The following is a 15,604-nucleotide window of genomic DNA, read 5'->3' on the forward strand; positions in this document are numbered from 1 at the left end:
TGGATGAATGAAGTTACCACTTTTTGTCATTGCGAGGAGGAACGACGTGGCAATCTCGTAGCTATACAGGGCGAATAAGTATTGGCGACGAGATTGCTTCGTTCCTCGCAATGACAAATTTATAAAAGCAAAGAAAGCCATTCAGTGATGAATGGCTTTCTTTATTTTTCCTTCTCCCCCTTTAGGGGGCCAGGGGCTCTTATTTCTTCAAGCCAATTTCGCGTAAACGCTCGTCGAGGTACTCGCCGGCAGTCATGTCGCTAAATTGTTTTGGGTGCTCTTCGCTGATGGTTTCAGGTAAGCTTGTTAAATCCATGCTCGATTTTGGGTGCAGGAAGAACGGTACTGAGAAACGTGAAAACTTCATCATTTCGCGTGGTGGATTAACCACACGGTGTGTAGTTGATTTCAGTTTACCGTTGGTTAAACGCTGTAACATATCGCCAACGTTTACTACCACGTCTTCGCCATGTGCTTTAACCGGGAACCAGGTATTTTCGCGGGTTAATAGTTCAAGTCCATCCGCACTTGCACCAATTAACAGGGTAATCAGGTTAATATCTTCGTGGGCACCTGCACGTACAGCGTCATCTGGTAATGCATCCGGGTCTGTGATTGGGAAGTAATGCAACGTACGCAGAATTGAATTTCCGTTATGTACGTTTGCATCGAAATAATGTTCGTTTAAACCTAAATAAACAGCTATTGCCTGTAATAAATGCTTGCCGGCTGCTTCAAGGCGTTGGTAAACTTCGCCTGTTACGGCGTTAAATTCAGGCAGTTCTTCCACGTGTACGTTTTCAGGATATTCAAATTTAACCGGGTCGTTATCGGTAACGGTTTGGCCAATTTGCCAAAACTCTTTCAGATCGGGTACTTTAAACCCTTTAGCAGTTTCTTTGCCCTTACTGGTATAACCACGCTGGCCGGCCAATTCTGCCTTTTCGTATTTCAATTTTACATCTTCGGGCAGGGCAAATAATTCTTTAACCTGCTCGTAAAGTTTATCAATAAGCTCTTTGCTTAAACCATGATTAGTGATGGTCACAAATCCGGTTTCGTTGAAAGCCTTACCTATTTCGTCCGAAAAGCGTTTACGCTGTCCTTCGGTACCATTAATATAATCGTTAAGATCTAATCTTGGGATATTTACTGTACTCATATAAAATATTTTATCGCGGATAAAAATAAAACTTATTAACACAATGATAAAGAATGTTAATAAGTTTTATTTGACAATATAATCATCTTAAAAAAGCACAAACAATTTTTAAGATTAAACGCTTGTCACTAATTACAGTCGGATAAGTTATATACCTCAACCAATCAGGCTTAATAATAACAACAACTATGAAAACCCTTAAAAAATATATCTGGCACGGCTTAATGCTATTTGCCATCATATTGGCAATGCCCAATAAGAGTAGCGCACAAGGAGACGCTATATCTTTCCAAACATTTTATGATGAACTATCACCTTACGGTACCTGGATAGATGATCCCAATTACGGCAACGTATGGGTGCCCGATGCAGGACCCGATTTCAGGCCCTATGCCAGCGATGGCCACTGGGTGTTAACCGACTATGGCAATACCTGGGTATCTGACTACGACTGGGGTTGGGCACCTTTCCACTACGGCCGCTGGCGTTTCGACGATTATTACGGTTGGGAATGGGTACCCGGTTACGAGTGGGGACCAGCCTGGGTTAACTGGCGTAGTGGCGGCGGCTATTATGGCTGGGCACCCTTAAGCCCCGGACTGAGTGTAAGCGTATCATTCGGCAGTGGCTATGACGTGCCCGAAAGTTATTGGGTATTTGCAGCCGCAGCCTATATTAACAGTCCGCGTATTTACAATTACTACGTACCGCGCGCACGGGTAAATACTTATATACATCAAACAACCTACATCACCAACGTTTATGTAAACAACAACCGCAGGTATTATGCAGGCCCGCGCCGCGAGGATATACAGCGTTATACCCACACTGCGCCACCGGTTTACCGTATTAACAATGCCGAAAGACCGGGCAGACCGGGTATAAATAACCATGCCGTTAACATTTACAGGCCATCGGTTACCCACGTAACTACAGCCCGCCCGGCCCGTGTGGTTGATGCTAATGCATATCGTAATGCACATCCTGCTGCAAACATTGGCAACCACAACACTGGCAACATTAACCATAATAATGCTGCGCAACTGGCTGCCGTAGCCCGTAGTAATGATGCAGCTAACCATAATATGGTACGGGTAAATAATAGGCCCAACCAACCAGGCGGTAACCATCCACAGCCTAATCAGCCGGGGCAACAGGGTCGTCCGAATGTACCTAATCAGCCAGGGCAGCCTGCTCAGCATAATAACCCTAACCAACATGGTCAGGAAGGCCATCAACAACCTGTTCAGCCGGGTGTACAGCCTAACCAGCCGGGGCAACATAATAATCCTAACCAACATGGTCAGGAAGGCCATCAACAACCGGGTCAGCCGGGTGTACAGCCTAATCAGCCGGGGCAACATAATAATCCTAACCCACACGGTCAGGAAGGTCACCAGCAACCGGGTCAGCCGGGTGTACAGCCTAACCAGCCTGGGCAACATAATAATCCTAACCAACACGGTCAGGAAGGGCATCAACAACCGGGTCAGCCGGGGGCACAGCCTAATCAGCCTGGTGCCCGCCCAACCCGTGATGCTCAACAAGAGCAACAACATCAGCAGCAACAAGAGCAACAACGCCAACAGCAGCAGGCGCAGCAACAACAGGCTCAACAACAAGCGCAGCAGCAGGCTCAGCGTCAACAGCAACAAGCTCAACAACAACAGCGTCAGCAACAACAAGCGCAGCAGCAAGCTCAACAACAGCAGCGTCAGCAACAGCAAGCACAGCAGCAAGCTCAACAACAGCAGCGTCAGCAACAGCAAGCACAGCGTCAACAGCAACAAGCTCAACAGCAGCAACGCCAGCAACAACAGGCACAGCAGCAAGCCCAACGTCAACAGCAACAAGCACAGCAGCAGGCTCAACAACAGCAACGTCAGCAGCAACAAATGCAACAGCAGCAGCGCCAACAACAGCAAATGCAACAACAACAGCAACGTCAGCAACAGCAGATGCAGCAACAGCAAAGGCAACAACGCCCACCGCAGCAACAGCCGCAGGAACACCACCAGCGCTAACCATTGTTGATATTATTATAAAGCACATATCTGTTTAATAGCAGATATGTGCTATTTTTATATCCAAATTATTTCCTGATGCGTAAATTATCTGCTTTACTTTCTGTGGCTGTCCTTATGGGATTGGCTATCTTATTTTTCTCGGTTAAGAAACCCGAAGCAGTCCGCATAGATACAGCTCCGGCTACGCAGATCAATTTTATAGAAGACTCCTGGGGCGAAGCACTTAAGCAAGCGGCAGCCCAACATAAATATATTTTTGTTGATGCCTACGCTACCTGGTGCGGCCCATGTAAAATGCTAAAAGCAACCACTTTTAAAAATGCCAAAGCTGCCGATTTTTTCAACAAAAACTTTGTGAACGTAGCCATTGACATGGAAAAAGGCCAGGGGCCTGAACTGGCTTCGGCGTGGGGAATGCAGGCTTATCCAACTTTAATTATCTTTGATTCGGCAGGTAACCCGGTATTGGGTACGGTTGGCTATATCGGCGCTAATGATCTGATTAAATTTGGACAGAAAGCATTAAGCAAAAAACCTGTGCCTGCACACTAATAACCTGCCTGAAAACGGTATTGTGGTGTATTAATCAAAGTCTACTACAACCCGTTATACACTTAAACTAAACTTTCTCATACATATATTGTTAGGTATTATTATGGATCATAACGTATTTTTATTAGCCACCGATCCGAAGGATCCATGCAGGGATGTTATTCACTCGCGCGACACAGATTTGAAGGTGAAAGTGTTTTGCGTAAGCAATGAGAATTTCTCGCCAGATACGAATGAAATTCAACTATACGGCTATGCACAGGATAAATTATACGCATTTGAAACTATTAATATTACGCCCGATGATGCGCTTGATGTAGTTGCAGCCATACAATGGTACGCCAACTATATCCATTTTCCGGATATGGAAATTTTGCCCGAAGACCCTCGCGAGGGCCATCACCTGGCGATGTAATTAATCTTAACTTTTTTCTTTCCTAACTTAGCAGCATGAATAACACCAAGCTTCTGCTGCATCAACTATGCGCCGACCATATTAACACGCGCATCAACAATGCACAGCATGCTATTGACGAAGCCCAACAGGGCCAGCAGCAGGAAACCAAAAGCAGTGCCGGCGATAAATACGAAACAGGCCGCGCCATGATGCAGCAGGAAATAAACCGCAACCTCGGCACACTTAACGAAGCTAAAAAGTTAATGGTGGCCCTCAATGCGGTAAGCACCGCAGGCTCATCGCCCATTGCCGATACCGGCAGCATTGTTATCACCAATAAAGGTCGCTTTTACCTGGCCATAAGCGCAGGCACACTAACCCTTAATGGCGATAATTATTTTGCCGTTTCGCCTGCATCACCCATCGGCACCAAACTTAAAGGCAAAAAAGCCGGGGATAAATTTGAAGTTAATGGGATGGGGTATGAGGTGGTAGAGGTGTTGTAAGTTTCTATAATATCTTTTTGTCATTCCGAGGTACGAGGAATCTTCTTCGCCCTGTAGATCTTGAATGCATTTAGCGCAGAAGATTCTTCGCTATCGCTCTGAATGACAAAATTATCATAAACGTTTCGTCATGCTGAATTTATTTCAGCACCCCACAGGACAGGTCGCAGACTTTGCATATTAAGCTTAGCAGATGGGATCCAGAAATAAATTCGGGATGACGTGCAAGTATGCTTCTCATGTTGTCAATCCCCTAAACGTACACAATATTTCGTAGAGGTAATACAGGCAGAAAACTACTGCCTGTATTATTAAATGTTTATGCGAAGCCATTCTCATCTGCACTTGGCCCGTAACTGCCGGGGATTGGGATGTCTAACAATCTTAAAAATACACCTAACTGTGCACGGTGATGCGTAATCTGGTTAAGCGATGTACGGATCATTTCGCGCTTTTTGGTGGTAAGAAAAATTTGGTCGCCAGAGCGGAGTACCCATGGCTCATCCAGGATTTCTTCTTTGCCATTGGCCAGCGCATTTTCTCCGTTAACAACTGCTTTTTCTAAATTGGCTAATAGTTCGGCAGTGGTATTCAGATCAGGTTCTTCCCAATTGTTATTTTGGAAATCGAGTTCTTCGGTGGTCAATGCCATGGCAATCCAGTTGGGTAGGTCAGAGATATGGGTAGCCAGCCGTTTAATGGTCATGCTTTTAGGATGGGGCTGCCAGCCGAATTTATCATCGGGGATGCGCTCCAGCATTTTACGTGTGATTTGGGCTTCGCTTGCCAGTTCTTCAGAGAAGATTTTTAATAGTGTCATGTGATGGTGTGTTTGATTTATATTCAAAGTAACCACACCATAGTGACAGCCCTATGTCAGCATGTTTTTGCTGCTATAAATTAATTGAAATTTTTTCTACCATGGCCTTAATCCGCTCTTTCAAGGCAGCCGGTTCAACTATGGTACAATGATCGGCAAAGGTGATATACCAGCGCGAAAAACCTTCGAGGTAAGGGGTTAAAAATTGCATTTCAACAATATCGCCATCAATAGTTTCTGATACAAAACCATGGTAATAACGCTGCTCACTCATATAAGGCGCAGTATCTCTTTTAATGCGGATTACAATTGTGATCAGGTCATTGGCCTTGTACAAACTCTTCAAATGCTCCTTCAACGGCGGATGAGCTTTTGTGAAACTTTCGCCGGTAACCGAAATATAATCCAGCCTGTCGAACCTGAAATCACGGTAATCATTTCTCAACCGGCAATACGCAATCAGGTGCCAATGATTATCGAGGTAAAACACGCCAACAGGTTCTATTTCGCGACTGGTTGGCGTTTGTTTATAGGCTGCAGTATAGGTGATAGATAAGATCTTTTTTTCGGCTATCGCTTCTAATATAATTTGCAGCGGGTTAACATCTTCCTTCAGTTCCCGGTGATTGCGGGATCTTAAAACCTCGATATGATTATCGATAACCTCCAGGTAATCTTTGTCTACACTTTTCAACACAGCTTTAATCTTATACATCGCCGAACTGTAACTGGCTCCATTGGCATCGTCTGTTAACTGGGCTACCAGCTTTTCGGCGGTTAAAAAAGCGGCAGCTTCGTCGCGGGTAAACATTACCGGGGGCAGGCGGTATCCGTCGACTAAAGAGTATCCTATACCAGCTTCGCCAATGATGGGGATCCCGGCCTCTTCCAAAGTTTTAACATCCCGATAAACCGTGCGCAAACTGATATTAAACCGCGAAGCAATATCGCCGGCCTTTACCGTTCGGCGCGATTGCAGTTGAATTAATATAGCAGAGATACGGTCAATACGGTTCATGGCGGACAGAGGTAGATTGCTAACAAAAGTAGCAAAAGAATTGAAATAACCTCACCCCAGCCCTCTCCAAAGGAGAGGCCTTTTTGAAACTTTTTTACTTCCCCTCTTGAGAGGGGGCGCGAAGGGATGTGCAGTGGCAGGGGTGTGTTTATGCGCATAAAGAACACACCCCTAACCCCTCTCAAGAGGGGAATTAAAGCGATTAAAACCTAAATCCAAAATTCAGATAAGGCAATGCGCCATCTTTAGAGAAGCCCATTACAGCCGAGAAAGTAAAGGCCCGTGCCGGGATAATAAATATACCGCCGCCATAGCCATCATGCCACTCGTCCGATTTTTCGCCGGGTTCCCATACACGGCCAATATCGTTGAAGCCTAACAAGCCAACTGTACCCGGTAAAAGGTAAGAGTTGAAGTTAAACAGCTTCATCCTGATCTCGAAGTTATCATAAGCCATCGTACGGCCGGTGTAACGGTTAGTGTGTAAACCACGTAAGTTTTGCGGACCGCCCAAGCGCATATCCTGAAAGAACAGTGCATGACCGATAATAGTACCCCCGCCAACACGGTTAGCAACTATAAATGTGGAATCGCCGAATGGTGTAAAATAAGTGTTAAACTCCGACAGCACAGAGGAAAACGTATTATTTGCATTAGCCACACCTGTTAAGGTAGTAACGTTGGTATTCCAATACACGCCGCTACTGGGATTAGTAATGCTGTTACGGGTATCATACCTAAGCCCAACTACTGCACCTGCAAAAAGCTTGGAGCTATAATTATTTTGATCGGGGTTTTGCTGGCTGTAGGTACCCAGGAAATGGTTTACGTTATCAGACTCTGATGCATAATAGATTTGCCCGGCTATACCCCCGCTTACCTGCCAGTTATTGTAGGTGTGGAACAAACGGGTATCTATATTAATATAGTTGTAATGGTTGCGATAGTATTCTATGCCGTGGTTATCATCCTTATTAAATACAGTATTATTACCGATGCCGAAAAAGTTGGCAATATTATGCGGGCCTTTTGAACTGATAGCCACATTTAAATCGCTGTTACCGATGGCCTTTTTAAAGTCCCCATTATAATTGATCATAAACGATTGCCTGCCGAGCGAATAACCCAATACTACGGTTTGCCTATACGCATAAGGTTCTTTGCGGAAGCCTTGCTTCTCAAACAACATACCGCCTATCAGGATAATGCCTTCGTCTGTACTGTAATTGGCCAGTACAATGGGCGATGTATTATTATATTTAAAAGCAGTGCGATCAAAGGAGTTGACCAGTGTATCCTTCGCCGTGCGAATCTTGGCATAAGCGCGTGGGGGCAGGCTATTTTTTTCGTCCGACCGGTCATACACATACAGATCATTCCGGTTGTTCAGCTTTTTATCTACATAAAAACTATCTACGCCATCGCCGCCTATCATGCGTACTTTAATGGGTGATGGTTCGGTACCGGTTACATTGAAAACATCTTTACCACCCAAGCCATATAATCGAATCTCTTTGGTAACCGATGGGTCGAATATGCGATGGTAAATTACCTGCGCCGTATCGCCGCTCTTCTTAATTTTATGGATGGTTACTTCTACCTTGCCACCTGCCTGCTCATCCACATCAAAGCGTTCCATTTTATTAGTGGCGGGGATGTCCACATGGTCGGCCAGGAAATTATAATAGGTTAAACCAATCTTCAGCAAATTATTTCTTCTCGCCTCCAGCGCCGGGATCAATTGAGGGGCCGACATACGATAGATATTATCGGGCATCCGTTTCATCGCACTTGCTATCAGGCTATCGGTCAGCAGGCGTTGCACATCGGCAATTTGCTCTTTCCAGTCATCCTCACTTAAAGAGGTTAAAAAATAACGGTCGAAGTAACGGGCATTAAAATTCCATCCCGGTACATCGCGGATATCGCCTGCATAAGGTTGTAGCTGAGATTTTAAATATTGGTGAGCCAAAACCCAGGGGAAAATACCTGAGGTAGTATAAAATACCTTATCACGATCGCGGGGGATTGGGGTGTAAACAATACCTGTATCGCCTTTATCATGCACCCAGCGCCATTGGTCTTCGTGGCGGTCCCAGTCGCCAATTACAATATCTAAGAGACGCGCACGTAACACCAGTTTTTGTTCAACACGGTTATCATTATCAGCTTCCAGTTTCTTTTCGGCCTTTTCGGTATTATCACTTTTGTCCACATCGAGTGGGTCACGGTCTTCAAAAAGGAAAACTTTATTGGCGTAATCCTTTCGGTATTTACCCAGTCCCGGGTCGTCGGCCACGTAAACAATCTGTGGTTCTGAGTGCGGGATACCCAAGGCCTGCGCCAGTGGTGGGACTATCAAGGCTGAAAATGGATGCGAGGTTGATACCTCATCCTGCAAAATATCTTTAACAATGGTTTTGCGCAAATCAGGCGGTAATGCACGGTCGGGATATTTTTGCACAGTACGCAAGCGCCACTCGTTACCTTGTTTATCTTTTAATTGCAGTGATTGGGTTTGTTTACCACCGCCTTTGCCAACAACGGTTAAGCCGCCTTTTTCTTTCTCGAGATAAAAAACCTTCATGGTTACCGGCGTAGCCCAAAGTTTACGGTAATTTTCGCCGAACAAGGTGCGATGAAAATTGCTTACGCTATCGTATTCTGGAGCTACGGCAACTTTTATACTATCGCCTTTAATAACCTGTGCCGAGGCTGTTATAATGCCGCAATAGATTAAAAGAGCGAAACATACGCTGAAAATTCTGAGGGTTTTATTGAGGTACATGTACGGCTATATCGATGTTGTTTTTATAGGTTTAACACTTTGCTTGCAGCAAATTAATACATTAACACAAATACTTAACATTTGTGCGGGGTTTAATGTAGATTAATTGAATATAGCAACCAATAAGAATACACAATACAGTCCTATACCAAAATTCTACCCCTTATTAATGTTAGAAGCAGTAGCACTGTCATTGCATTTCCCTAAATTAGGGGAACACTAATGTCTATACAATTTGCAGTAACGTTAATAAGGGGTAGAATTTAGGCAGATCAACTTGCGGATATAGGATGGTTGTTTTGTGGAGGAAAGATAACCTAGAGCAAATAAAACGCTAAATATGAGCAATAGTTATTCTTCCATTATCACCGCCAGCCTGATAGCCTTTAGGCCTGTAACCCCCTGCAACTCTTCCAGATCATAACGTTCTATAACTGGCGATAACGAGCCTTTATCCTGAAACTCTTTGATGTAATTCATAAACTCATCGGCCTCACTTTCGCTCGAGTAGATCAATGCTATTTTGCCGGGCTGGGTTAAACGCTCGTCGGTATCTTTGATCAGTACTTTATCAATGCGTTTTTTAATTACTTCGTAACGGATGTTATAAGTTCCTTCCACATCGAAACGGCGTTCGTCTTTACGGAAGCAGATATCAATAGGTGCCGAGTGCACAAAGATCAGCTGGGTGGTTTCGAGCTTACATTTCATCAGGGCGGTAAGCTTATTGGTGATCCTGGTGATCTTGATCATCGCTTTCAGTTGCCAGCGGCGAAATTCATTTAAATGGCTTTCATCAAAAGGCAGATCAGGCGCAAGGGATTGCCCCGTGTAAATATCATACTCTACCCCATCAGTCCTGAATTTTTCGAAATAGCAGGGATAGATCTGTTGTAGCTTAGCTTGTGCCCGCTCAAAGTAATTATTGAGCGCGGTGTTAATCATCTGCATCGATTCCTCCAATTCGCGGCGGCCGGCAAAACCCTCGCCCTTTAATTCGTCCGAAGCTTCAAAATAGGCATCAATTAAAGGTTTTGTTTGTGGAAACTCTACTTTCAACTTATCCAATACCGGGTAAATCCTGATCTCCAAAAACTCTTTGATGTTCAGCTCATCGCTATCCGTTATTTGTTTGCCAATACGTACAAGCCAGGCCTCGCATTGTTTAATCAGTTCCTGTTCAATAGATGCCCCTTCAATTTTTTCTATCTCGACAAATACGGTAGATAAGCGATTTAATAGAGTGCTCAGATCCTGCTGCAGCGCAATATTGCGTTTAGCGGTAGAACTCCGGATATCAATAGCACCATAAAGCGGGTTTACATCTTTAAATGATACCGTTTTCATTTCCCGCTGTTCGGGGTTTTCTTTTTGCTGACGGATATAGTTCCAGGCCACCTCATTAAACTTCCATTCGACAGACTGCTGCAGCGTGGTAAATTTATCTTTGATCACCTCTTCTATCCGCTCATTAAATTGCTCAATGCTATTGTGCAGTAATTGCGCCAGGAAAGGCGCAGCAGCTTCCAGTTTAGAAAGCAGCTTATCGAAAATAATAGGTGCTTTTTTTGAATAGATCTCCATTACTCCGGCCAGTTTCCTGTTATAAAAAACGGGCAACACGGCGTAAGATACAATACCAGCTTTGTGCAATGATTTAAGGTAGAAATGGTTCCTTACATTATCGCCGGTAATTTCGTTGTAAAATGTAGATATGGGCTTTTTAACATAGTTTTCGGTTAAGGTATTGTAAATCTCTTCCGATACGTTTTGTTGTGTGTACGCTTTAACAAGCACGCTGTTATAGCACTCCTCGGTATCATACACAAATTTCCCGTTCACCTTTATAAGCGGCAACAGGCCAAATTCAATATTATTATTACCGGTAAGTGTTTGCAAAGAACGGGTAACCTGCTCAAACAGCGCGGCCTGATCGGTATTGTCATTACTCAACGCCAACCTGATGTTTTCTATCGATTGCTTTTCGGTAATATCCTTAACCGTAATTATGGCGAAACCCTCGAACCTGAACATGCTCAGCGGTAAGGTTTCTTCCAACACTTCAGCACCTGTAGATTCCTGTAAAAAGAGTTCTATCAGTTCGGGTTTAAGTTTGGGCAGCTCCCCTTTAACTTTAATATCTACGTAAGTGGTATCCAGGTTAATGTTATAGTATTGCTCTAAACCATTTTCGGTATCGCTTTTGGTATAAAGGTTATTACTATTTACCTGTGACGATATATGGTACACTTTGGCCAGTATCAGGCGGTAGATATACTCTTTAACCCTTTTGGTAAAAGCTTCTGAGCCCTGGTTGGTGATGGTTTTAGGGTCTGTATTATATATACTGATAAACTGCTGAAACGCATCTGTACCGTAAACTACATCGCCGGGCACAGGCATACCTAAGCCCCAGTAAAAGTCTGTTTCGTTTGCCATGGGGGGCGATAGCACAGCATATACCAACTCCAGTATGGTTTTATATTTAGCAGCATCAGATATAGGTATAGGTTCTTGCAGTTCGGGATGCTCTTCTATCTTAGACAGTACAAATTTGTAGAATTCTGATTTAACGGTTTGTTCTGTAACTATCCTCCGTTTAATCTCCTCAGTAAATACATGAAAAGAAAATGCAGCATCAACAATCTCTGTCGATTTTAATTTTTCGTCGATATTATATACGTTGATCTGCATCGTTTATTAATAACAAGCCTTAGGCTTTTCTGCTTTAAATATTAAGTTTTAAGATGATATACGGATACCAGCCATCTTTAGAGTAACCGGTTTGTAATTGCAACAACATTAAATCGGCCGGCGCAAAATACAAGCCACCTGCCACACTGTTATGCCATACATGCGACGGCTGATCATTCCCCCAAACCCTACCCAAACCGTAAGTGGCAGTTACGCCATACTGACCCGGTAAAATGTAAGGCGACAAATTATTGATTTTTACCCTTGCCGACAAGTTATTATAAAACATTTGCTGCCCCGCAAAGCGGTATTGCCTGAAACCCGGCATATTATCGGGCCCGCCCAAAAACATGGACTGATAAAAAGGCGTTTTGCCAAAAGTTAAGCCACCGCCCATTTTATCACTGATCACGAAGGTTGATTTGGTAGTTACACTTTTATACAACTGCAATTCTGGTATCAACTGAGTATAAGCGTTAGAATAAGTATTTAAACCGATCATGCTTTGCAATTTGAGGCTGAGGTATAGGCCCCAGTCGGCCAGTATTTGCTTATTACGTTTATCATCAATATAAGTAGCATTAATACCGGCGTAAACTTTGTCTTTATTGATGGTTTCGCTATCATAATTATGGATGAGAGATGGATTATCGATGAGGCGGATATTATCATCGCCGAGGTAATGGTAGTATTGCACCGTTGGCCCGATGCGCACATTTTCAGACCCTGTTGCGTTATGGAAACGTGCATTGGCATCGAACCCAATGAGATCGAACCTTGCCCGATAATAGGTTTGGTAATCGCCTGTTTTGTTGAACTGTGTATTATTACCCTGGCCGAAATAGTTGATCACATTAGGCGTGTAAACCCTGGCTTGTAATTCGAGGTCGGCTTTGCCCATGGCGTTGAACCACTCGCCGGTATAGCGCAGACGAGTGGCATCATTACCAAAGCCATGCATTAAAGTAACCTGCTGCGTACTGCCGGGCGCTTTGCGGAAACCCTGCCTGATGAACTTCACCCCACCTTCAAGCCAAAAACCATCATCGGGATTGTAGCCTATTGAAGCCAGCGGAATGGTATTATTAAACAAATTAACCGGCACATAGCCTACCGTAGTTGAGTCGTTTGAAAAATGCTTAGTAATCTGATTTGCCGCCGGGCCGCTAAACACGGCATTTGCTCCTTTTCCATAAACTTTGGTATGTTGATTTGAGCTGATGACATGATAACTTTTCGTCCCCTGCCCTCCTATCAGCCTCACTTTAATGTTGGTCGATTGATCGTCGACAGAAATACTATCGTTCCCCTTACTGGCATATATTCGAAGCTCTTGTGTAATGGTATGGTCGAATACTTTAGAGAACAGCGCATAGCTGATACCGCCATCGGGAGTTCGCTTATAAACTGAGACGCGCACGTTATTGTCAGTTGTATCTTTAATGATAAACAGTTCATCCACATCGGTAGCCTTAATATCAACAATACGGTTAAAGAACCTGTAATACCTATCGGCAGCAGCTACCAGGTTATCGCGACGGCGCTGCATGAGTTTTAATAGTTCACGGTGTCGGAGGTCGTAAGCTGCTTTGGGTAATTGGTTTAATGATCTGTTCAATACAGAATCCGTCATGGCTGCTGCAAATTCTTTAGCAGTCTGCATCCAGGTATCATAGCTGATGCCTGATAAGAAGCGCGCATCCAGCTCGCGGCCATTGTAGTAAAAATCGTTGATGTTATCTTTCTTAGCCTTATATCCCCGCAGGTAAGGCGACATCCACGAGGCAGATGCCAGCTGATGCACAGCGCCTTCGTTGATAAAGAATGCGGCTTCGCGGTTGCGGGGCTCAGCACTGTAGTATTTATTTTTGCCGCGTTGTTTATCAACCCAGCGCCACTGGTCCTGCTGCTGGTCCCAATCGCCAATAAACCAGTCGAGCAGCCTTGCGCGATAAAACTCTAAAGTGTCAACCCGGTTGGCATTATCCCGGTTTAGCTTGCGCATCATTAAACCGGTATTGTCTGATTTATGACCGGGGTCGCTTTCCTCGAGCAGGCAAATTGTTCCGGCAAAATCTTTCTCGTAAAAGCCCAGTTTCCTATCCGGCGATACCCAGCCGATTATCGGTTTAGTATGCGCTACCTTAACCGCATCGGCCAAAACCGGTACCATTAACGAGGCATAAGGGTGCTGGCCCGACATGGCATCATCAACCCACGATTTGGCGAAAGTTTCGCGCCTGGCTTCGGGTAATAGTATTTCAGGATATTTTTCGATGCTGCTTAGAATCCATTGTTTACCATTGGCATCCTTTAACAACAATGATTTGGTTTGATGCACGCTACCGAACTGTATTGGTGTTAAACCACCTTTAAAGCTACTCACTTTTATCACCGGTAACTTCACAGGCGCAGCCCATTCTTTACGGTAATTTTCGCCATATAATTTGCGATGCAAACTGCTCACCTGGTCGTATTCGGGCTTGGCTTTTACAGTGATGCTATCGGCTGTTATCGGTTTATTGGTACTTATTACCGGCGGAGCAACAGGTTTATAAGGTTTGGTGTACGAGAATACTTCATTGAAAACAGTATCGGCACCGGCGTAGTAAGTAAACTTAATGCTTTTATCGGTCAGCAAATCCGCAGTTACAAAACCGGGTTTGGTTTGGGCATAGAGGGCATATTTACCTTTTTTTACAAAAGCTTCTTTAGCTCCAGAGCCGCTTACCACCTGGATCTGTTCATGATCTTTAATAAACTGCAAACCATGCTCGTGGCCGGATACATGGATTACATTGGGGAAATCTTTAAACACGCCGTCGATCTTTTCGATCATGTTGCGGTACAGCGGGTGACCCTGATCTTCAGTTACCGAAAACGTACCGCGTAATAATGGGTAAAGAGCACCTAATCCAGGCAATGGCACGTACAGATTTTGCTGAACCGAAGTCAATGGAAAAAAGTAATCCATAATATCATAATATCCACCATGGTGCCCATACGACCAGAACGGATGGTGATCGGCCAGCATAATTACCTTGTCTCGGTTACGGTTCAGGATCTCACGGAAACGGGCGGTAACCTCATCGGTAGTTTTGCAATCGCAATCGGCATCGGGGTTTTCTTTACTGTAGATATAAACCCACCACTCAGAATCAAAAGCAACAACTACGAGGTTATCATTGATCTTAATTTCGTAAGGACCGGGGCAGCCGTTCTCAGGCACCACTTTCAGCAGCGAATCTTTTTGCTCTTTAATATACTCCCACTGGCGTTTCATTTTGGCCAACCCTTGCGGACCCATCCTGTCCCAATCATGGTTGCCGGGGATGAAGTAAACAGGCGCACCTTTACTGCGCATAGGTTGATATTGCGATTGCAGGATCTCTTCGGTTTCTTTTTCCTCCTTGCTACCGGGCAAGCCCATACCTGTTGGGTAAATGTTATCACCGAGATAAACTACTGTGGTTTTACCGCTGAGGATTTTGCTTTGTGCGTGGGTAAGTACGCCGCCCTGCTGCTTGTCAGCTTCGCCGGCATCGCCTATATAAATAATACGTTGTACTACATTATCCTGTGCCTGTACAGCAATAGGGATTAAAAGCAATAAGCAGTACAACAGTTTCTTCATAGATAT

10 protein-coding genes are annotated in these 15,604 nt (G+C 44.3%); 4 read left to right on the forward strand and 6 right to left on the reverse strand.

Annotation, left to right across the window (positions count from 1 at the left end; translation table 11 throughout):
- Positions 1-199: 199 nt before the first annotated feature.
- Entirely contained in the window at positions 200-1,162 is a 963-nt protein-coding gene (locus tag PQO05_RS24180; protein WP_273630024.1) for an isopenicillin N synthase family dioxygenase, read from the reverse strand.
- 188 nt (positions 1,163-1,350) lie between these two features.
- Here PQO05_RS24180 and PQO05_RS24185 point away from each other — a divergent pair, with 188 nt between their 5' ends.
- The 4 genes from PQO05_RS24185 (at position 1,351) to PQO05_RS24200 (ending at position 4,644) form a co-directional block, all read left to right on the forward strand.
- Entirely contained in the window at positions 1,351-3,186 is a 1,836-nt protein-coding gene (locus tag PQO05_RS24185; protein ID WP_273630025.1) for a DUF6600 domain-containing protein, read from the forward strand.
- Between the two features lie 78 nt (positions 3,187-3,264).
- Positions 3,265-3,741, forward strand: a complete 477-nt coding sequence (locus PQO05_RS24190) for a thioredoxin family protein (protein ID WP_273630026.1) — start codon at positions 3,265-3,267, stop codon at positions 3,739-3,741.
- A gap of 103 nt (positions 3,742-3,844) precedes the next feature.
- Entirely contained in the window at positions 3,845-4,156 is a 312-nt protein-coding gene (locus tag PQO05_RS24195; RefSeq protein WP_273630027.1) for a hypothetical protein, read from the forward strand.
- A gap of 35 nt (positions 4,157-4,191) precedes the next feature.
- On the forward strand, positions 4,192-4,644 hold the full coding sequence (locus tag PQO05_RS24200) for a 3-oxoacyl-ACP synthase (protein WP_273630028.1): 453 nt from the start codon (positions 4,192-4,194) through the stop codon (positions 4,642-4,644).
- Between the two features lie 319 nt (positions 4,645-4,963).
- On the opposite strand, the gene PQO05_RS24205 is transcribed toward PQO05_RS24200, so the two are convergent.
- From PQO05_RS24205 to PQO05_RS24225, 5 genes are all read right to left on the reverse strand, one after another.
- The gene (locus PQO05_RS24205) at positions 4,964-5,464 is read right to left on the reverse strand and encodes a DinB family protein (RefSeq protein WP_273630029.1); all 501 of its coding nucleotides are present in this window, start codon (positions 5,462-5,464) and stop codon (positions 4,964-4,966) included.
- Between the two features lie 73 nt (positions 5,465-5,537).
- Positions 5,538-6,482, reverse strand: a complete 945-nt coding sequence (locus tag PQO05_RS24210) for a helix-turn-helix transcriptional regulator (protein WP_273630030.1) — start codon at positions 6,480-6,482, stop codon at positions 5,538-5,540.
- Positions 6,483-6,684: 202 nt separating this feature from the next.
- Positions 6,685-9,270 (reverse strand): BamA/TamA family outer membrane protein, encoded by a 2,586-nt coding sequence (locus tag PQO05_RS24215; RefSeq protein WP_273630031.1) that lies wholly within the window; start codon positions 9,268-9,270, stop codon positions 6,685-6,687.
- Between the two features lie 351 nt (positions 9,271-9,621).
- Entirely contained in the window at positions 9,622-11,964 is a 2,343-nt protein-coding gene (locus PQO05_RS24220) for a hypothetical protein (protein ID WP_273630032.1), read from the reverse strand.
- A 34-nt stretch (positions 11,965-11,998) separates the two neighbouring features.
- Positions 11,999-15,598, reverse strand: coding sequence for a BamA/TamA family outer membrane protein (locus PQO05_RS24225; RefSeq protein ID WP_273630033.1), 3,600 nt, complete (start codon positions 15,596-15,598; stop codon positions 11,999-12,001).
- Positions 15,599-15,604: the final 6 nt, after the last annotated feature.

It is taken from the genome of Mucilaginibacter jinjuensis (genome assembly GCF_028596025.1).
Taxonomy (GTDB): domain Bacteria; phylum Bacteroidota; class Bacteroidia; order Sphingobacteriales; family Sphingobacteriaceae; genus Mucilaginibacter; species Mucilaginibacter jinjuensis.